Here is an 18,349-nt window from a genome sequence, read left to right on the forward strand (position 1 = left end):
TGTGCCGGGCCCTTCGTGCGTGTGCGGTGGATGAAGCGGGCCATTGTGCCGGGCACCCGCGCGCCGCGGCGTCGGAGGGCGTCTATACCCGCTTGGCAAACGGGCCCGGGCTGGCTATGTTGGCGGGATGACTTCCGCCGCCATGCCCGCAGCCCCTGCTGCGATCCACACCTGGTCGACCGACACCGTGCCGCCGCCGCAGCGGCTGGACTACTGGATCGGCGCGGTCTGCGAAGGCTTTCTCGAGATGGACGTGACCAGCCCGCTGGCCGGCCGCTTCGGCGCCTCGCTCGAATCCGCGCCGCTCGGGCCGCTGCACGTGAACCGGGTGCGCGGCAGCGCACAGGACGTGTACCGCACGCGCCGCGCCATCGCCCACAGCCGCCACAACTTCTACTACCTGCTGTGCAAGGCCGACTCACCCTGGGTCGCGGTGCAGGAAGAGCGCTCGGCGCGCCTGCTGCCCGGCGACGCGGTGCTGGTCGACTCGCGGCGCTGCTACGCCTTTCACCTGCAGCAGTCGGCCGACACGGTGTCGATCGAGCTGCCGACCGCGTGGGTCGAGTCGTGGCTGCCCGACGCCGGCGACCACGTGGCGCGCCGCATCGACGGGCACAGCGGCTGGGGCGCGGCGCTCAGCGGCTTCGCGCAGGCGCTGTCGCCCGAGGTGGCCCTGCGGCCGCCGCTGCCGGCGGCGCTGCTCGCCGACCAGCTAGGCGGCCTGCTGGCCCTGGCGCTTGGCCCGACCGGCGGCGCGGCCATGCCCGACCCGTGCGGCCGCGCCGCCTTGCGCCAGCGCGTGCTCGACGCCACCCGCGAGCGCCATGCCGAGCCGGGCCTCACGGCCGCGGCTGTGGCGCAGGGGCTCGGCATCTCGGAGCGCAGCCTGCATCGCTGCCTGGCCGAAGGCGGCGGGGCAGGGCACAGCGCCACCACCTTCGCCAACGCGCTGGCCGCCTGCCGCATGCAGGTGGCGCAGCGCATGCTGGCCGATGCGCGCTTCGACCGCCTGAGCGTGGCGCAGATCGGCCTGCGCGTCGGGCTGGCCGACGCCTCGCACTTCGTGCGCCTGTGCCGCCGGCACCTGGGCGGCACGCCGGGCGCGCTGCGGCAGTCGCGCGGCTGAACGCCGGCTAGGCCCCGAACCAGTCGCGCGCCGAGCGGCCCTGGTCGGGCCCCAGCATCGAGAAGCCGCCGTCGACCGGGATGTCCGCGCCGGTGACGAAGCGCGCCGCGTCCGAACACAGGAACAGCACCACCTGCGCCACGTCGTCGCCGTCGCCCACGCGGCCCAGCGGGTGCATCGGCGCGCCGACGCGGTCGGCCCGTGCGCGGTCGCCGTTCGTCATGCGCGACAGCGCGTCCGACCAGGTCCAGCCCGGCGACACCGAGTTCACCCGCACGCCCCGCGGCGCCAGCGTGGCGGCCTGGTTGCGCGTGAGCTGCAGGATGGCGGCCTTGGCCGCCGGGTACAGCGCCCGGCCCGCCGCGCCGAACTTGCCGCCGACGCTGCCCATGTTCACGATGGCGCCGCCGTGTGTGGCCAGTGCGTCGGCGGTCTTCTGCACCAGCATCGCGCCCGAGACCAGGTTGACGTTCAGCGCGCCCAGCCAGTCGGCGCGTGCGGCGTCCAGCCCCGCATCGCCGTAGACCACGGCGTTGTTGATGAGAAAGTCGATGCGGCCTTCGGAGCGCAGCGTGCCGGCCACGAGCGCATCGAGCGCGTCGTCCGAGGCGATGTCGCAGGCGACGAAGCGGCAGCCCGCGCCCACGTCGGCCGCCAAGGCGGCGCCGCGCGCGGTGTCGATGTCGACCGCCACCACGCGCGCGCCGGCCTGCACGAAGGCGCGCACGATGGCGCTGCCCAGCAGCGCGGCGGCGCCGGTCACGATCGCGACCTTGCCTTGCAGCGTCGTCATGGCCGGCCTTCCATCTGCGCGACGGCGTCGTCCACGCGCACCACGTCCGCGAGCATCGCCAGGGTTTCCAGGCTGGCTGCCTGCAGGTGCGCCTGCGCGGTGCTGCAGGCGTCGGCGACCACGGCCACGTCGTAGCCCAGGTCGCTCGCATGGCGCGCGCCGTGCTCGACGACGTGGTTGGTGGCGATGCCAGCCACGTACAGGCGGCTGGCGCCGGTGGCGCGCACCGCCTCTTCGAGCCCGCTGGCCCAGAAGGGGTTGTTGCGCTTGTGGGTGACGACGGCCTCGCCCGGCCGCGGCGCGAGCTCGTCGTAGAAGCCCGCGCCCCAGCTGCCTTCCTGCACCGCGCCGCTCTCGGCCACGCGGCGGAACAGCGTGCAGTTGCGCAGGCAGTCCGCGTAGTCCGGCGCGAAGGCGATGCGCACGAAGATCACCGGCACGCCGTTCGCGCGTGCCCCGGCGATGAGCCGCGCGGCCGACGCGATGAGGCGCGGGCGCGCCGGGTCGTCGGCGGCCACGCCCACGCGCACCTTGCCGTCGGCGTGCAGCACGTCGTTCTGGTAGTGCATCGCCAGCAGTGCGGCCTTCACAGGAACACCTGCAGGGCTTCGTGCGGCGCGTCGCAGTTCACGAGGTCGATGCGCTTGGTCTGGATGCGCCAGCCGTCGTCGGCGCGGCGCAGCGTGTGCAGCACGCTGCCGCCGAAGGTGCGCTGCTCGGTCTTGCGCCACTCCAGCAGCAGGAAGGTCGAGCGCACGGTGCAGCCCGCGTCGTCGTCGCGAGACTCGAGCGCGATGTTGCCCAGCACGTGCACGGTGCGCGTGGGCGGCTGCTGCGAATAGGCGCGCGCCTGCTCGAGCCGCCGCGCGCGCATCGAGCGCAGCAGGGCGTCCTCGCAGAACAGCGAGGCGTGGTTGAGGTGGTCGGCCTGGCCGTGCACCAGCGGCACCCAGTACAGGCCGTCGGGCGTGAAGAGCTTCTGCCATTCGTCCCAGCGGTGCTCGTCGAGCAGGCGCGCCTCGTGGTGCAGGAACTGCGTGAGGTCCTGCTGTTCGTTCCAGTCGCGGAAGTTCATTCGGCGCTCCCGGTCTGTTCGTTCGTCTTGACACCCGTGTCGACGCCCATGTACCCGGCCCACGCCGCGAACATGTTGCGCGAGGGCATCTCGCTGTTGCCGTTGGACGCGCGCCCGCCCGGCAGCGGCTGGTCGCGCCCGGCGGCGCGGTGCATGCTGACCCAGTCGCCGCCGTCCGAGCCCAGGCCTTCCTGCACGCGGTTGTAGGCCTCCAGGTCGTCGGGCATCACGTTCGACGAGGGCGAGTTGACGATGTTGGTGTACTTGAGCGTGCGCTGGAAAGTGGCCTCGGGCGCGCCCTTGAGCCGGAAGCTGAAGATCTCGACCAGCGTGCGGTCCACCGACAGCGGCCGGATCACGCGGATCTGCTGGAAGGAGGTGTGCGGCGAGCAGCTCGGGTACACGATGGTGTTGTGCCGGTTCACGCGCAGGATCGCGTCGGCCTGTTCGGCGCCCTTCGCGGCCTCGAGCGAGGCCACGTAGGCCAGGCTCACCGGGTCGGTGGGCGGCACGAAGATGCCTTCCATGAAGCCGTGGCCGTGGTCGTAGCCCTTGAGCTCCAGCTTCTCCCAGAACTCCAGCGGCTCGCCGTTGCCGTCGACGATCACCACCTCGAAGGGCTTGGGCGTGCCGGCCGGCATGGCCTCGTGCTCTTCCTTGGCCGCGCGCCACGACGACTCGTGCGTGGCCACGGCGTGGATGGTGTCGTGCAGGTTCTCGAAAAAGATCTTCCAGTTGTTGCGCTGGATCACGCGCTGCACGCCGCCGGCCACTTCCACTTCGCCCTCGGGCGCACGGTCGCAGAAGTTGTCGAGCGAAGTGGCCACGCCGCCCAGAAATTCCTTCAGCTCGGGCCCGTCTTCCGACAGGCTGGCGAACACGAAGCCGCGGTGCGAAGCCACGCGCGCCACCTTGCGCACGCCGTACTGCGGGTCTTTCAGGTCGAGCGCGGTGCATTCGTAGCCGCTGCGCAGCGGCACCGACAGCAGGCTGCCATCGCACTTGAAGGTCCAGCCGTGGTACAGGCAGCGCAGGAACTTGCCGGCACTGCCGCTGCCGTCGGGCACGAGCTTGGCGCCCTTGTGCGGGCAGCGGTTGAACATCACGTGCACCTGGCCGTCGGTGTGGCGCACCATCACCACGGGCTCGCGGCCCAGGCGGGTGGTGAAGTAGTCACCGGGCTTGGGCACCTGGCTTTCGTGGCCGATGTAGATCCAGGCCTGGCCGAACACGCGGTCCATTTCCAGCTCGAAGATGGCGGGGTCGGTGTAGACGCGCTTGTGCACGCGGTCGGGCTGCACGAGCGACTGGATGTCGATCGGGCTTGTCGCCGCGATGGGGATGATGGGGATCACGGAATTCATCGGGTGGGTCTCCTGAAACGTCATCAGATGTCGAGCACCAGGTGCGGCGTCTTGGCGCGCGACACGCAGGTGCACAGGGTCTTGCCGTCCGCCTTCTCGCGCGGACTGAGGTTGTGGTCGCGGTGGTCGGGCACGCCCTCGACCACGTCCACCACGCACACGCCGCAGTCGCCCTGGCGGCAGTCGTACAGCGGGTCCAGGCCGGCGGCGATGAGCACGTCGAGCAGGCTCTGGTCGGGCGCCACGGTCAGCGTCTTGCCCGAGCGCAGCGTGCGCACCTCGAAGGGCGCGTCGCCTGCCTGCTCGATGGCGCCGGCGAAGAGTTCGAAGTGCACGTGGTCGTCGGGCCAGCCGAGCGCGCGGGCGGTGTCGACCACGGCCTGCACCATGCCGCGCGGGCCGCACACATGCAGGTGGCGACCGGGCACGGGCGCGGCCAGCAGCGCGCGCAGGTCGAGGCCGCGTGCGGGGACGCCGCCGTCGTGCACCACCGTGCCGCCGAGCGCGCGCACCTCATGCAGGTAGGCCGTGGCTTCTTCGCTGCGCGTGGCGTAGACGAAGTCGAAGGGGCGCGCTTCGGCCGCGAGCGACCGCGCCATGCACAGCAGCGGCGTGATGCCGATGCCGCCCGCGATGAGCAGCGGCGGCGCGCTGCCCGCGTGCAGCGCGAAGTCGTTGCGCGGTGCGTGCGCGGCCAGCGCGGTGCCGGGTTGCAGCGCGTGCATCCAGGCCGAGCCACCCGCGCCCTGCGGTTCGCACAGCACCGCGATTTCGCAGCGGTCGGAGCCGTCGTGCGGCCGGGCGAGCGAGTAGGCGCGCTGACCCGTGTGGCCGTTGGCCTGTACCACCTGCACGCCCAGGTGCGCGCCCGGCGCGAACGGCGGCAGCGGCTCGCCGCTGGCCGAGCGCAGCACGAAGGCCTTGATGGCCGGCGTGAGCGGCGTGACCGCGTCCACGACCAGCGCCAGCATGTCGGAGGCGCCGTTCATCCCAAGGGCAGCGCCGGATCGGCGATGGTGAGGCCGGTCGATTTTTCCCAGCGCGGCATCAGCGTGTTCGACGGCTGCGTCTCGTCGACCAGCTTGCGCGCCGTCTCGGCGCCGGCCACCGGCAGGCCCTTCGGATCGAGCAGGCCGATCTGCACCAGCACGCTGGCCTGGTCCCAGTAGATGTGCTCGTGGTACAGCTTGTCGCCGCGGAACTTCACGATGGCCACGAGCGGAATCTCCACCGGCTTGCCGGTGGGCGCGATGCCCGGGAGCAGCCAGTCGATCTCGACCGTGTGGGTGAAGCAGAACAGCATCTCGTCCACGATCTGCGTAGCGCCCACGGTGCGCGAGATGGGCGTGAGCCGCGTGTCGGGCGGCGTGCTCGGAATGAAGTGGTGCTTGTAGAAGCGCGACAGCTCCTTGGCGCCCACGCCGCCGGTCATGGTCGGGATGTGGTTCACGTAGGGCTCGCTCACCATCGTGGCCATGGTGGCGACCACGTCGCGCGTGGCGAATTCGTACTCGCAATGCTTGTCCCACAGCGCAGAGAGGTCGTACACCGGGCCGATCGCGTCCTTGAACAGCGCCATCGAGCGCTGGTGCGCCATGAGCGTGGAGGGCTTGTCGAAATGGTCGCCGCCGGTGCGCGCAAACGCATGGTCGACGCCGGGGTACACGTACATCTGCGCATCGGGCCGGCCGGCGAAGGCTTCGAGCACCTGGGCGCGGGCCTCGGGCGGGCAGAACTGGTCGAGCTCCGCAAAGTGCAGGGCGATCGGGCATTTGATTTGCGGCACGAGGTCGAGCGCGCCCTCGATGCCCACGCCGTAGTAGCCCACGGCCGCGTCCACGCCCGAATGCGCGGCGGCCAGGTAGGCCAGCTTGCCGCCGAGGCAGAAGCCCAGTGCGCCGACCTTGCCGGTGCAGGCCGGGTGCGCGCGCAGCGCCTTCACGCTCGCCGTGACGTCGGCCACGCCGGCTTCGATGTCGAACTTCTGGAAGAAGCCGAAAGCGCGCTGCCAGTCTTCGGGCGAGTAGCCCAGATCGACACCGGGCTCCATGCGCCAGAACAGGTCGGGCGCGAGCACCACGTAGCCTTCCTGCGCATAGAGGTCGGCCACCTCGCGCACGTAGGCATTGACGCCGAAGATCTCCTGGCACAGCACGATGCCGGGGCCGCGCCCCGAGGCCGGCAGGGCCAGGTAGCCGCGAAAGGTCTGGGTGCCGTCGCCGGTGGGAATGTCGATGGTGTTGCTCATCGGTTCGTCTCTTGAAGTGGTGGGGTCGGCGGCGATTCTGTGGAGCGCGCCGGGGCGTTGTCTGTCCATTTCGTGCAGCGGTTTCGGTCGCACGAAACGGATAGCGGGGCGCCGCCGCGGCACAGAGACTGCGCCCTGCATTTGCTGCCCCCCACGTTCAACGAACTCACCCCGAGGAGACCTTTCATGTCGCAGGCCACGCCCCGATCCGTCTTGTGCGCGCTCACCGTCCTGGTGGGCGCGCTGGCTTTACCCGCGCAGGCGCAGACCGTGAAAGTCGGCCTGGCGATGGACCTGTCCGGCCCGTTTGCCGTCGGCGGCGCCGAGGCCAAGGCCGGCTTTGCCGTGGCCATGAAGCAGCTGGGCGGCAAGCTCGGCGGCGTGCCGGTGGAGTTCGTCGAGGCCGACACGGCAGGCAACCCCGAGATGGCGCGCCAGGTGGTCGAGCGCATGCTGTTGCGCGACAAGATCGATTTGTTCACCGGGCCCGTCGGCTCGTCGGTCGCGCTGGCCGTCGGCCCGCCGCTCTTCGCCGCCAAGGTGCCCTACCTGTCGAGCAACACCGGCCCGAGCGACTATTCGGGTGCGCGCTGCAATCCGTACTTCTTCGGTGCCTCGTACCCGAACGACGCGTACTACGAGTCGGCCGGCAAGTTCGCGAGCGACAAGGGCTTCAAGAAGGTCGCGATGATCGCGCCCAGCTACCCCGGCGGCAAGGACGCCATCAACGGCTTCAAGCACACCTTCAAGGGCGCCGTGGGCGACGAGCTGTACACCAAGCTCGGGCAGCTCGACTACTCGGCGGAGCTGGCGCAGATCCGCGCGTCGAAGCCCGATGCGCTGTACTTCTTTTTGCCCGGCGCGATGGGCGTGAGCTTCATCAAGCAGTTCGTCGGCGCGGGGCTGTCGAAGGACGTGGCACTGATCTCCACCGCCTTCTCGGCCGACGAGGACATGATCCCCGCTGTCGGCGAGCCGATGCTGGGCCTGTTCAACACCGCGCACTGGTCGTTCGACCTCGACAACCCGGCCAACCAGCGCTTCGTGGCCGCGTTCCGCCAGCAGAACAACGGGCGCAACCCCTCGTTCTATGCCGGCCAGGCCTACGACGTGCTGATGGCGATGGATGCGGCCGTGCGCGACGTCGGCGGCAAGGTGGCCGACAAGCCTGCGCTGCTCAAGGCGATCAAGGCGGCCAACTACAAGTCGGTGCGCGGCGATTTCCGCTACGGCCCCAACAACTTCCCGATCCAGAACTACTACCTGCGCGTGGTCGCCAAGGACGGCAGCGGGCGCATCGCCAACAAGGTGATCGGCACCGTGCTGGAGCGCTACCAGGACCGCACGGCTGTGCAGTGCGCGATGAAGTCCTGAGGAGGTGTGTTCAGTGCCGCGCGGCAGGCAGCCGCGCGGGGTCGCGCGAGGTGTCGCGCGGCAATTGCCCGAAGCGCTCGCGGTAGCAGGCGGCAAAGCGGCTCAGGTGCGAGAAGCCGCAGTTCAGCGCCACCTCGGTGACGCTGGCGCCGTCGTGCCGCGCCAGTTGCGCGTGCGCGGCATCGAGCCGCATGTTGCGCAGCACTTCGCCGGGCGAGAGGTCGCGGTGGCGCCTGAAGAGCAGGGCGAGGCCGCGGCGCGTGACGCCCGCGGCCTGCGCCACCTCTTCGAGCGAGAGCAGCGAGTCGAGCCGCTCGCGCATGAATTCTTCGGCCCGCCGCAGTTGCCGCAGGCTGGTTTCCTCGGTGCCGCGCTGCGCGTCGGCATGCCGCTGCAGCACCGAATTCGGCCGGTGGCACAGCAGGTAGAGCATGAGGTTGTCTTCGCAGTGCGCGAGCCAGCGCGGGTCGTAGTGCTCGAACTCCGTGGGCGGCAGCAGCGAGGCCAGGCTTGCCACCATGCGGCACCACTGCGTGCCCGCCGCGTCGTCCAGGCGCAGGGGCATGTCGAAATCGATCTCGCCCACGGTGTCGCCGCCGCGCAGCGCGAAGGCATGGCGCGCCACCTCCTGCAGTCGGCTGAGTTCGATCTTCAGCATCAGCTGTTCGCAGTCGGCGTGCCAGCGCAGGCGCACCGGCTTGTGGGCGGAAATGATGGCGCCCTGGCCGGGGTGGATCTGCAGCGTCTGTCCGCCGGTGTGGATGTCGGCGCGGCCGCGCAGCGGCATCTGCACCAGCACGAAGTTGCCGAGCGCGTCGGGCTCGATGTCGACGTCGCAGCCGTAGCGCAGGATGCACAGCGACAGTGCGCTCATCTCGGCGCGACAGAAGACGGCATCGACATCGCCCGCGCCCCACGCGCTGCGGTGCGGCTTCAGTTCGCGCGCCACGCGCGCGTCTGTCTCTTCGGCCTCGCGCGAGCGGAAGACCTCGCGCCTGTACAGCGGGGACAGTTGCTGACTCGACCATGCGTCCATGGACACTCCTGCGGGGCCAAAGTGGGGAAAGCGACGGAAACGGACGCTTTTTTCTACGCTGGAATCTACGTGGGTGCGCCGCGCGCCGCCATGGGAGTTGCCCGGGCAACGGGCGTCCCCGTTGCAAGAAGCCTGCCTGGCTTGTGTCCAGGGCCTGTTCACCCTATTTCTGGCGTCGCGTTGGCCGGCAAAGGGGCTGGCTGCAAGGCGCCCGTGCGCAGCAAGGCTTCTGCCTTGCAAGCGCGGGCAACGCCGCAGACGGCCCCTTTGCCGGCCAACCCGAAGGGAAGGTCTGCCACGGCGGGCCACTCGGCGTTGCGCTCCTTGCGTGTGCGCATGCACACGCGGCGTCACGCGCCTTGATTGGCCCGCCGTGGCAGACCTTCGCGACGCCAGAAATAGGGTGAACAGGCCCTAGATGCTGCGCAGGTTGACCCGCTTCGACAGCGCTTCCGCACTCTCGCGCCGCTCGCTGTAGCGATCGACCAGGTGGTCCGCGCAGTCGCGCGTGAGCAGTGTGAACTTCACCAGCTCTTCCATCACGTCGACCACGCGCTCGTAGTAGGGCGAGGGCTTCATGCGGCCCGCGTCGTCGAACTCGAGGAAGGCCTTGGCCACCGACGACTGGTTGGGGATGGTGATCATGCGCATCCATCGGCCCAGCACGCGCAGCTGGTTCACCGCGTTGAACGACTGCGAGCCGCCCGACACTTCCATCACCGCGAGCGTCTTGCCCTGCGTGGGCCGCACTGAGCCGACGGCCAGCGGAATCCAGTCGATCTGCGCCTTCATGATCCCGGTCATCGCGCCGTGGCGTTCGGGCGAGGTCCACACCATGCCCTCGGCCCACTGCGCGAGATCGCGCAGCTCTTGCACCTTCGGATGGTCTTCGGGTTCGCCGTCGGGCAGCGGCAGGCCGCGCGGGTCGTAGATGCGGGGCTCGGCGCCCATCGCGCGCAGCAGGCGCGCGGCTTCTTCGGTCAGCAGGCGGCTGTAGGAGCGCTCGCGCAGCGATCCGTACAGCAGCAGGATGCGTGGTGCATGCGTGGCGCGTGCGGCGGGCAGAAGCTCCTGCAGGCGGGGAACCTGGAACGCATCGGCGTCGACGTGTGGCAGATCAGGGCTTGGCGACACGCTGGCCTTTCGCGTCGATCACGGCTTCGCCGTCTTCCTTGGCGAACGCGCCTTGCTGCGGCCTGGGCAGGATGTCGAGCACGGCTTCCGAAGGGCGGCACAGGCGCGTACCCAGCGGCGTGACGACGATGGGGCGGTTGATGAGGATCGGGTGCTGCAACATGAAGTCGATGAGCTGTTCGTCGCTCCACTTCGGATCACCGAGGCCCAGCTCGTCGTACGGCGTGCCCTTCTGGCGCAGCACGTCGCGCACGGGCACGCCCATCGCCGCGATCAGCTGCGTGAGCGTGGCGCGGTCGGGTGGGGTCTTCAGGTACTCGATGACGGTGGGTTCGTCGCCCGTGTTGCGGATCAGCGCGAGCACGTTGCGTGAGGTGCCGCAGGCGGGGTTGTGATAGATCGTGATGTCGCTCATGGCAGGCTCGTTGAGAGAAGAAGAAAGAAAAATGGATCAGCCCAGGCTGAGCCGCAGCGCCAGCGCGGCGAGCGTCGCGGCCAGCACGGGCAGGGTCAGCACGATGCCGATGCGGAAGTAGTGGCCCCAGGTGATGGTCATGCCCTTCCTGGCGAGCACGTGCAGCCACAGCAGCGTGGCGAGGCTGCCGATGGGCGTGATCTTCGGCCCGAGGTCGCAGCCGATCACGTTGGCATAGACCATGGCCTCCTTCACGAGGCCCACCGCGCCCGAGGCCTCGATCGACAGCGCGCCGACCAGCACGGTCGGCATGTTGTTCATGACCGAGGAGAGCACCGCCGCGAGAAAACCGGTGCCCATGGCCGCGCCCCAGACGCCGCCTTGCGCGAACAGGTTCAGCAGCGTGGCGATCTGGCCGGTGAGTCCGGCGTTGCGCAGCCCGTAGACCACGAGGTACATGCCCAGCGAGAAGACGACGATCTGCCAGGGCGCGCCGCGCAGCACCTGGCGCGTGCCGATCGCCGGGCCGCGTGCCGCCACCGCGAGCAGGATCACCGCGCCGAAGGCGGCCACGGCGCTCACCGGCACGCCCAGCGGCTCCAGGCCGAAGAAGCCCACGAGCAGCAGCGCGAGCACGACCCAGCCGGCGCGGAAGGTGTCGCGGTCGCGGATCGCGTCGGCGGGATTCTTGAGGCGGGCCATGTCGTAGTGCGCGGGAATGTCGCGCCGGAAGCACCACAGCAGCACGCCCAGGCTCGCGAGCACGGCCGCGACGTTGACCGGCACCATCACCGAGGCGTAGGCGTTGAAACCGATGCCGAAGAAGTCGGCCGACACGATGTTCACGAGGTTCGACACGATGAGCGGCAGGCTGGCCGTGTCGGCAATGAAGCCCGCCGCCATGACGAAGGCCAGGGTGGTCGCCGGCGTGAAGCCGAGCGCCACGAGCATGGCCATCACGATGGGCGTGAGGATCAGCGCCGCGCCGTCGTTGGCAAAGAGGGCCGAGACCGCGGCGCCCAGCAGCACGATGAAGGCGAACAGCCGCCGGCCGTTGCCGCGCCCCCAACGGGCCACGTGCAGGGCAGCCCATTCGAAGAAGCCGGCTTCGTCGAGCAGCAGGCTGATGAGGATGACGGCGATGAAGGTCGCGGTGGCGTTCCAGACGATGGCCCAGACGACGGGGATGTCGGTGAGCTGCACCACGCCGAAGAGCAGGGCGATGACGGCGCCCAGCGAGGCGCTCCAGCCGATGCCCAGGCCGCGTGGTTGCCAGATGACGAGCACGAGCGTGAAGATGAAGATGAGGAGGGCGGGGATCATGTTCTTCTGTTCAGGGCGTGTGCACAGGCCACCGGGTACTTCCCTCCGCGAATGTCCCCCGGCCTGCGGCCTCCTCCTTGATTTCGCTGCGGGAAGCACCCGGTGTCCTGTGCACGGGACGCGGCGGTGGTGTGCAGGCGATCAACGACCGCTCTGAACACGCTCACGTCGATGGGGTGCCTTGCGCAGCGAAATAAAGGAGGAGGGGCGAAGCCCCGGGGGACATTCGCGGAGCAAGGTGCCCCGTCGGCGGGAGCACGCCAGAGCGCTCGCACGCTGCGTGCAACAGCACAGGCTTTCATGTCAGCAGTCGCAGGTGGTCGCCGGAAGACAGGGCTCGCCTTGGCAGCAGTTCTCGGTGAGGTAGCCGAGCAGGCCGTTCATCCGCTCGAACGACGCGCGGTAGATGAGGTTGCGCCCCTGGCGCTCCTGCGAGACGAGACTCGCGTTCACCAGCTCCTTGAGGTGAAAGGACAGCCCGGTGGCCGAAACCGCCAGCGCTTCGGTCAGCGCACCCGGCGTCAGCCCGTCGGGCCCCGCGACCACCAAGGCACGGAACACCCGCAGGCGCACGGGTTGCGCGAGTGCGCCCAAGGCGCGGACCACATCGTTTTCTTCCATTATTCAAGTATCTTTGAATTATTGAATCGAGGCAACCCTCGGCGCAAAAAGACCGGTGGCACGAATCGGCCATCGCCCTGGCAGGCAGCGGCCATCCGCGACGCAACGCTTTTTCTACAGTCGCCCTCGGTTCATTCCCCAACGACGCATCCAACGAAGGAGACATCCATGTCCGACACCTATGTTCTGGTTCACGGCGCCTGGCACACCGGCGCCGAAATGGAGGCCGTGGCCGACGGCCTGCGCGCGGCCGGCCACACCGTGCATTGCCCCACCGTGGCAGGCAACAACCCCGGCGACGACCGTGCGGGCACCGGCCTGGCCGACGCCATCGCCTCGGTGGTCCGCTTCATCGAGGCCAAGGACCTCACGCAGGTGCGGCTCGTGGGCCACAGCTACGGCGGCATGGTGATCTCGGGCGTGGCCGACCGCATCGCGGCGCGGCTGCGGCGGCTGGTCTACATCAACGCCTTCGTGCCGCTCGATGGCGAGGCGCTCAACGACATGGTGCCGCCGCATTACGTGACCATGTTCGACGCGGTGGCGGCCGCCAACAAGAACGCCGTGATGCTGCCCTTCGAGATCTGGCGCGAGGCCTTCATCAACGACGCCGACCTGGCGCTGGCGCAGTCGGCCTACGACAAGCTCAACCCGCACCCGTACCGCACCTTCACCGACAAGATCCAGCTGAAGCAGCCGCTGGCGGCGCTGGCGCTGGGCAAGTCGTACGTCAACTGCCAGCAGGACACGGCGCTGCCGCACAGCCTGCCGTGGCATCCGCGGCTGTCGGAGCGGCTGGGGTTGTTCCGGCTCGTGGAGTGCCCGGGCAGCCACGAGATGTTCTTCTCGAACCCGCAGCGGCTGGCGCAGGCGATCCTCGAAGCGGGGCGCGACTGACGGAAGGCGCCCGGTCAGCCGTTGGGAAAGAGCGCGTCGAACACGCGCAGCGACGCATAGGCGTCGTTGGCCGCGTAGCGGATCTGCGATTCGGTGAGCTGCTTGTGCGCCCAGTTCGAGGTGGTCGCCTTGCGCGACTTGGCGAAGCGGCGGTTGAACATCAGCGCCACCGCCGTCTTCACGCCCACCGAGCGGCGGTAGCCGCGCCGGCGGAACTCGTCGTCGATGTCGAACACGGCCTGCGGCGCAATCGCCAGCCGCAGGCGAATCAGCGACAGGTCGCTCGACAGGCCGAAGCCGACCTTGCGCAGTTCGGTGGACGCGAGCAGGCCCGCGACCACGGGGTTGCATTCGTCGCGGTGCAGCTGGAACAGCCAGGCCGTGTCGCGCGTGGCGAACTGCACCACGTGCGGGCCGGTCGAGACTTCGTTCTTCGCGAAGGTGGGGCGCGACTCGGTGTCGAAGCCCGCCACGCCGGCGTCGAGCAATTCGTCCGCGGCGCGCTCGGCTTCGGCGAGCGAGCTGACGACCACGATGTCTTTCAGGTCGAGGCTGTCGAAGGGGTCGAGCAGTGCGATTTGTTCGCGCTCGGGAAGCGGAGGGAGCCGGTGGCTGTTGTTGTGGGGGGCGTTCACCGGGTCTTCGCTTTCGCGGCCTTGGGGGTTGTCTTGGGTTTGGGTTTCTTCGGCTTCGGCGGCTGGCCCGAACGCAGCGCGGCTTCGTAGGCCAGGCGGCCCCAGCGCGCGGCTTCCTCGCGGTCTTCGAACAGGTCGGCCGGCGCGAGGCGGTACGACATCGGCATTTCCTTGCCTTCGCGCACGTAGGTGAAGGGCGGCAGGTTCAGCGCGTCGAAGTGCGCGGCGCTGCCAGCATCGGACTTGAGGTACAGCGTGTCCTTGGCGACGAGCGCGATCATGCGGCCCTCGTGCCACACGCCGTGGCCGCCGAACATGCGGCGGGTCTCGATGCGGCCGAGGCGTTCGAAGGTCTCGTGCAGGCTTTGGACGAAGGCGCTCATGAAGTGATCTCGATGCGGTTGCCGTCCGGGTCGAGCACCACGCTCTCGTAGTAGCCGTCGCCGGTGCGGCGCGGGCCGTCGAGCAATGGATAGCCGTCGGCCTTCAGCCGCTGCGTGAGCGCATCGACCTCGGCGTCGGAGCCGACCGAGATCGCCAGGTGCGTCCAGCCCATGCGCTGCGCGCCGGCCTCGGCGACCACGGGCGAGAGGGTGCTGGTGGTCATGGCCTCGATGCGCGCGCCGTCGCCCAGGCTCAGGAAGCACGAGGCGAAGCCCTTGGCCGGGTTGACGTAGCCGGCACCGGCGGTGGCGCCGAAGTAGTCGACGTAGAAGCGCTTGCAGCGTTCGAGGTCGGTGGTCCAGAGGGCGATGTGGTCGATGCGGATGCGCATGGGGCAGGAAGGAAGTGCGGAGGGTGTCAGCCCGTGCGCCAGGGCGCGCGGGTGGGCGACCAATGGTAGGCGATGCGTTCGCGCCCGCTGCCCGGGTGGCGGTCGACCACGCCGCGCACGAGGCCGTAGCGTTCGTAGAACCGCTGCGCCTCGGTGTTGGTGACGGCCACGTGCAGCCGCCAGCCGTGCGGCATGCGCACGCAAGCCTCGTCGAGCAGCGCCTTGCCCAGGCCCTGGCTGCGCAGGTGCGGCTCGACGAACAGCTGGGCCACGTACTCGCGCGCCGTGAGCAGCACCATGAAGGCCAGCACCTGGCCGTCGCGCTCGGCCAGCACCACGTCGGCGGGCGGGATGAATTCGGTCTGCACGCGCCGCAGCCAGTGGCCGATGGGCTCGACGTGGACGGCGCTGCGGTTGGCCGACACCCAGGCGCGGCGCCAGATGCCCGCGAGCACCATGTTCTCCTCGGCGCCGCCATCGCGCGAGCGCAGCTGGAAGGCAGGAATCTGGGCGGCGGACATGCGGACCATGATAGCCACGCCGGGTGCGGACCGCACCCCTTTGTACTCAGCCGTTCAGCGTCTGCGCATGGTGCGCGATGTGGTCCGCCATGAAGCTCTGGATGAAGTAGTAGCCGTGGTCGTAGCCCGCGTGGCGGCGCAGCGTGAGCGGCTGGCCGGCGGCGAAGCAGGCGGCCTCGAAGGCCTCGGGGTGCAGCTGCTCGGCGAGGAATTTGTCGGCCAGGCCCTGGTCGATGAGGATGCCCTGCGGATAGGGCGCGACGGTCTGCGACTGCATCAGCGCGCTGGCGTCGTGCGCGAGCCACTGCGCGCGGTCGCCGCCCGGTTCGCCCAGGTAGCCGGCGAAGGCCTTCTGGCCCCACGGGCACTGGGTGGGCGCGCAGATCGGCGCGAAGGCCGAGAGCGACTTGAAGCGCCCCGGGTGCCGCAGCGCCAGCGTGAGCGCGCCGTGGCCGCCCATCGAGTGGCCGAAGATGCCGATGCGCTCGCCGTCGATGGGGAAGTGGCGGGCCACCAGCGGCAACAGCTCGTGGACGATCCAGCTTTCCATGCGCCAGTGCGTGGCCCAGGGCTCGGCGGTGGCGTCGAGGTAGAAGCCGGCGCCGATGCCGAAGTCCCAGCTGTCTTTTGCGCCCGGCAGGCTTTCGGGTTCGGTGCCGCGCGGGCTGGTGTCGGGCGCGATCAGCGCAACGCCCAGGCTGGCGGCCATGCGCTGCGCGCCGGCCTTCACCGCGAAGGTCTCTTCGTTGCAGGTCAGGCCGGCAAGGTAGAGCAGGACGGGCACGCGCGTGTGCGCGGCCTGCGGCGGCAGGTAGACCGAGAAGCGCATCGGCAGGCCGATCTCGTGCGAGCAGTGCTCGACGAAGCGCTGCACGCCGCCGAAGGCGTGGTGTTCGGAAAGAAGGGTGGGGGTGGTGTCGGTCATGAAGAAGAGGTCGTCTGGCTTCGCAGCGCGGGCACGAGTTCGAGCACGGCGTCCGCGAAGGTGCGGGGCGCTTCCTGCGGCAGGTTGTGGCCCGCGCCGGGCACGAGGCGGTGCGAGCGCGGCCCGCTGAAGCGGTGCGCGTGGGCCGAGGCATCGGCGGGTGGTCGCACGCCGTCGTCGATGCCGTCGAAGGTGATGGCGGGCACGGTGATCGTCGGTTGCGCGGCAAGGCGGCGTTCGATGTCGGCATACGCCGGGTCGCCGGGCACGAGGCCGAAGCGGTGGCGGTACGAATGGATCACCACGTCCACGAAGTCGGGATGGTTGAAGGCGGTGGCGCTGCGTTCGAAGGTGGCGTCGTCGAAGCGCCACGTCGGCGACCACAGCTGCCACAACAGCTTCGTGAGGGCCTTGCGGTCCTTCGCGAGGCCGGCGCGGCCGCGCTCGCTGTGAAAGTAGTACTGGTACCAGAGGCTGTGCTCGTTGGCGGGCGTGTCGGGTTCCATCGCCTGGGCGATGTTCTGGATGTTGTAGCTGTTGAGCGAGACCAGCCCCGCGCAGCGTTCGGGCCACAGCGCCGCCACCACGCAGGCGGCGCGGCCGCCCCAGTCGTAGCCGGCGAGCACGGCGCGCTCGATCTTCAACGCGTCGAGCAGGGCTAGCAGGTCGGCGCCGAAGGCCGCCTGTTCGCCCGAGCGCGGCGTGGCGTCACTCAGGAAGCGTGTGGCGCCGTAGCCGCGCATGTACGGCACGATCACGCGGCAGCCTTGGGCGGCCAGCATCGGCGCGACCTCGGCGTAAGTGTGAATGTCGTACGGAAAGCCGTGCATCAGCAGCACGGGCGGGCCGTCGGCGGGGCCGGCTTCGTAATAGGCGATCTCGAGGACGCCCGCTTCGATGGTGCGCAAGGGTTCCATGCGGTTCATGGCGGGCGCCTCCTCGGCCTCAGTACAGGACCACGCCGCGGATAGATTCACCGCGCTTCATGAGGTCGAAGCCCTTGTTGATGTCTTCCAGCGGCATGGTGTGCGTGATCAGGTCGTCGATGTTGATCTTGCCTTCCATGTACCAGTCGACGATCTTCGGCACGTCGGTGCGCCCGCGCGCGCCGCCGAAGGCCGAGCCTTCCCACTTGCGGCCGGTGACCAGCTGGAACGGACGCGTGCTGATCTCGGCACCGGCCTCGGCCACGCCGATGATGATGCTGCGGCCCCAGCCCTTGTGCGTGCACTCGAGCGCCTGGCGCATCACCTGCGTGTTGCCGATGCACTCGAAGCTGTAGTCGGCGCCGCCGTCGGTCAGCTGCACGATGGCGTCAACCACGTTCTCGGTGGTCTTGGGGTTGATGAAGTGCGTCATGCCGAACTGGCGGGCCATGGCTTCGCGCTCGGGGTTCAGGTCGACGCCGATGATCTTGTCGGCGCCCACCATCTTGGCGCCCTGGATCACGTTCAGGCCGATGCCGCCCAGGCCGAACACCACGACGTTCGCGCCGGCTTCGACCTTGGCCGTGAAGATCACGGCGCCGATGCCGGTGGTGACGCCGCAGCCGATGTAGCAGACCTTGTCGAAGGGCGCGTCTTCGCGGATCTTGGCCAGCGAAATCTCGGGCGCGACCGTGTAGTTGCTGAAGGTGCTGGTGCCCATGTAGTGGAAGATGGGCTTGCCGTCGAGGCTGAAGCGGCTGGTGGCGTCGGGCATCAGGCCCTTGCCCTGCGTGCCGCGGATCAGCTGGCACAGGTTGGTCTTGCGGCTCAGGCAGAACTTGCACTGGCGGCATTCGGGCGTGTACAGCGGAATGACGTGGTCGCCCTTTTTCAGCGTGGTGACGCCGGGGCCGACATCGACCACGATGCCCGCGCCTTCATGGCCCAGGATGGCGGGGAAGATGCCTTCGGGGTCGGCGCCCGAGAGCGTGTAGTAGTCGGTGTGGCAGATGCCGGTGGCCTTGATCTCGACCAGCACTTCACCGAACTTGGGGCCCTGGAGGTCCACGGTTTCGATGGTGAGGGGCTGGCCTGCTTGCCAGGCGACGGCGGCTTTGGTTTTCATGGGATTCGGTTCTTCAGAGAGCGGAGGGGGACAAG

The 18,349-nt window shown here is 69.4% G+C and carries 21 protein-coding genes; 3 read left to right on the forward strand and 18 right to left on the reverse strand.

All coding sequences use genetic code 11. From position 1 onward, the window contains the following. Positions 1 to 127: 127 nt before the first annotated feature. Positions 128 to 1,126 carry an AraC-like ligand-binding domain-containing protein gene (locus tag AC07Y4_RS17895; RefSeq protein ID WP_487863378.1) on the forward strand — a complete coding sequence of 333 codons (999 nt, stop codon included), beginning with the start codon at positions 128 to 130 and terminating at the stop codon, positions 1,124 to 1,126. Positions 1,127 to 1,133: 7 nt separating this feature from the next. On the opposite strand, the gene AC07Y4_RS17900 is transcribed toward AC07Y4_RS17895, so the two are convergent. The 6 genes from AC07Y4_RS17900 to AC07Y4_RS17925 are packed head-to-tail and all read right to left on the reverse strand — an operon-like array spanning position 1,134 to position 6,606. After that, on the reverse strand, positions 1,134 to 1,919 hold the full coding sequence (locus tag AC07Y4_RS17900; protein WP_487849310.1) for an SDR family oxidoreductase: 786 nt from the start codon (positions 1,917 to 1,919) through the stop codon (positions 1,134 to 1,136). Beyond that, on the reverse strand, positions 1,916 to 2,509 hold the full coding sequence (locus AC07Y4_RS17905) for a cysteine hydrolase family protein (RefSeq protein WP_487849309.1): 594 nt from the start codon (positions 2,507 to 2,509) through the stop codon (positions 1,916 to 1,918). Before AC07Y4_RS17905 ends, AC07Y4_RS17900 begins: the two co-directional genes overlap by 4 nt. Beyond that, entirely contained in the window at positions 2,506 to 2,994 is a 489-nt protein-coding gene (locus AC07Y4_RS17910; protein ID WP_487849308.1) for an aromatic-ring-hydroxylating dioxygenase subunit beta, read from the reverse strand. The genes AC07Y4_RS17905 and AC07Y4_RS17910 overlap by 4 nt, the downstream gene beginning before the upstream one ends. Then, a complete protein-coding gene (locus AC07Y4_RS17915; RefSeq protein WP_487849307.1) occupies positions 2,991 to 4,358 on the reverse strand; it encodes an aromatic ring-hydroxylating dioxygenase subunit alpha in 1,368 nt (455 codons plus the stop codon). Before AC07Y4_RS17915 ends, AC07Y4_RS17910 begins: the two co-directional genes overlap by 4 nt. 23 nt (positions 4,359 to 4,381) lie before the next feature. Continuing rightward, complete coding sequence (locus AC07Y4_RS17920; RefSeq protein WP_487849306.1) at positions 4,382 to 5,347, reverse strand: PDR/VanB family oxidoreductase; 966 nt, start codon at positions 5,345 to 5,347, stop codon at positions 4,382 to 4,384. Beyond that, positions 5,344 to 6,606, reverse strand: a complete 1,263-nt coding sequence (locus AC07Y4_RS17925) for a dienelactone hydrolase family protein (RefSeq protein ID WP_487849305.1) — start codon at positions 6,604 to 6,606, stop codon at positions 5,344 to 5,346. Before AC07Y4_RS17925 ends, AC07Y4_RS17920 begins: the two co-directional genes overlap by 4 nt. 186 nt (positions 6,607 to 6,792) lie before the next feature. Here AC07Y4_RS17925 and AC07Y4_RS17930 point away from each other — a divergent pair, with 186 nt between their 5' ends. Next, entirely contained in the window at positions 6,793 to 7,980 is a 1,188-nt protein-coding gene (locus tag AC07Y4_RS17930) for an ABC transporter substrate-binding protein (protein ID WP_487849304.1), read from the forward strand. A gap of 10 nt (positions 7,981 to 7,990) precedes the next feature. On the opposite strand, the gene AC07Y4_RS17935 is transcribed toward AC07Y4_RS17930, so the two are convergent. From AC07Y4_RS17935 to AC07Y4_RS17955, 5 genes are all read right to left on the reverse strand, one after another. After that, complete coding sequence (locus tag AC07Y4_RS17935) at positions 7,991 to 9,016, reverse strand: AraC family transcriptional regulator (protein ID WP_487849303.1); 1,026 nt, start codon at positions 9,014 to 9,016, stop codon at positions 7,991 to 7,993. 414 nt (positions 9,017 to 9,430) lie between these two features. After that, positions 9,431 to 10,150, reverse strand: a complete 720-nt coding sequence (gene arsH, locus AC07Y4_RS17940; protein ID WP_487849302.1) for an arsenical resistance protein ArsH — start codon at positions 10,148 to 10,150, stop codon at positions 9,431 to 9,433. After that, positions 10,134 to 10,565, reverse strand: coding sequence for an arsenate reductase (glutaredoxin) (arsC, locus tag AC07Y4_RS17945; protein WP_487849301.1), 432 nt, complete (start codon positions 10,563 to 10,565; stop codon positions 10,134 to 10,136). The genes arsH and arsC overlap by 17 nt, the downstream gene beginning before the upstream one ends. Before the next feature lie 36 nt (positions 10,566 to 10,601). Further along, positions 10,602 to 11,888 carry an arsenic transporter gene (locus tag AC07Y4_RS17950; RefSeq protein ID WP_487849300.1) on the reverse strand — a complete coding sequence of 429 codons (1,287 nt, stop codon included), beginning with the start codon at positions 11,886 to 11,888 and terminating at the stop codon, positions 10,602 to 10,604. A 303-nt stretch (positions 11,889 to 12,191) separates the two neighbouring features. Continuing rightward, positions 12,192 to 12,509 (reverse strand): ArsR/SmtB family transcription factor, encoded by a 318-nt coding sequence (locus AC07Y4_RS17955; protein ID WP_095950627.1) that lies wholly within the window; start codon positions 12,507 to 12,509, stop codon positions 12,192 to 12,194. A gap of 168 nt (positions 12,510 to 12,677) precedes the next feature. On the opposite strand from AC07Y4_RS17955, the gene AC07Y4_RS17960 reads away from it, so the two are divergent. Continuing rightward, entirely contained in the window at positions 12,678 to 13,406 is a 729-nt protein-coding gene (locus AC07Y4_RS17960; protein WP_487849299.1) for an alpha/beta fold hydrolase, read from the forward strand. Between the two features lie 14 nt (positions 13,407 to 13,420). Here AC07Y4_RS17960 and AC07Y4_RS17965 read toward each other — a convergent pair whose 3' ends face one another. From AC07Y4_RS17965 to AC07Y4_RS17995, 7 genes are read right to left on the reverse strand one after another with little or no spacing between them, the layout of a single operon-like run. Then, positions 13,421 to 14,041, reverse strand: a complete 621-nt coding sequence (locus AC07Y4_RS17965) for a 3'-5' exonuclease (RefSeq protein ID WP_307694277.1) — start codon at positions 14,039 to 14,041, stop codon at positions 13,421 to 13,423. Beyond that, on the reverse strand, positions 14,038 to 14,424 hold the full coding sequence (locus tag AC07Y4_RS17970) for a TfoX/Sxy family protein (protein ID WP_487849298.1): 387 nt from the start codon (positions 14,422 to 14,424) through the stop codon (positions 14,038 to 14,040). Before AC07Y4_RS17970 ends, AC07Y4_RS17965 begins: the two co-directional genes overlap by 4 nt. Continuing rightward, positions 14,421 to 14,816 carry a VOC family protein gene (locus AC07Y4_RS17975; RefSeq protein ID WP_235926677.1) on the reverse strand — a complete coding sequence of 132 codons (396 nt, stop codon included), beginning with the start codon at positions 14,814 to 14,816 and terminating at the stop codon, positions 14,421 to 14,423. The genes AC07Y4_RS17970 and AC07Y4_RS17975 overlap by 4 nt, the downstream gene beginning before the upstream one ends. 26 nt (positions 14,817 to 14,842) lie before the next feature. Then, the gene (locus AC07Y4_RS17980) at positions 14,843 to 15,337 is read right to left on the reverse strand and encodes a GNAT family N-acetyltransferase (protein WP_223301265.1); all 495 of its coding nucleotides are present in this window, start codon (positions 15,335 to 15,337) and stop codon (positions 14,843 to 14,845) included. A gap of 46 nt (positions 15,338 to 15,383) precedes the next feature. Beyond that, positions 15,384 to 16,262, reverse strand: a complete 879-nt coding sequence (gene fghA, locus AC07Y4_RS17985; RefSeq protein WP_487849297.1) for an S-formylglutathione hydrolase — start codon at positions 16,260 to 16,262, stop codon at positions 15,384 to 15,386. After that, a complete protein-coding gene (locus AC07Y4_RS17990) occupies positions 16,259 to 17,188 on the reverse strand; it encodes an alpha/beta fold hydrolase (RefSeq protein ID WP_487849296.1) in 930 nt (309 codons plus the stop codon). Before AC07Y4_RS17990 ends, fghA begins: the two co-directional genes overlap by 4 nt. 19 nt (positions 17,189 to 17,207) lie before the next feature. After that, complete coding sequence (locus AC07Y4_RS17995; RefSeq protein ID WP_070059685.1) at positions 17,208 to 18,314, reverse strand: S-(hydroxymethyl)glutathione dehydrogenase/class III alcohol dehydrogenase; 1,107 nt, start codon at positions 18,312 to 18,314, stop codon at positions 17,208 to 17,210. Positions 18,315 to 18,349 lie beyond the last annotated feature (35 nt).

The organism is Variovorax sp. GW460-12-1-14-LB1 (assembly GCF_059423605.1).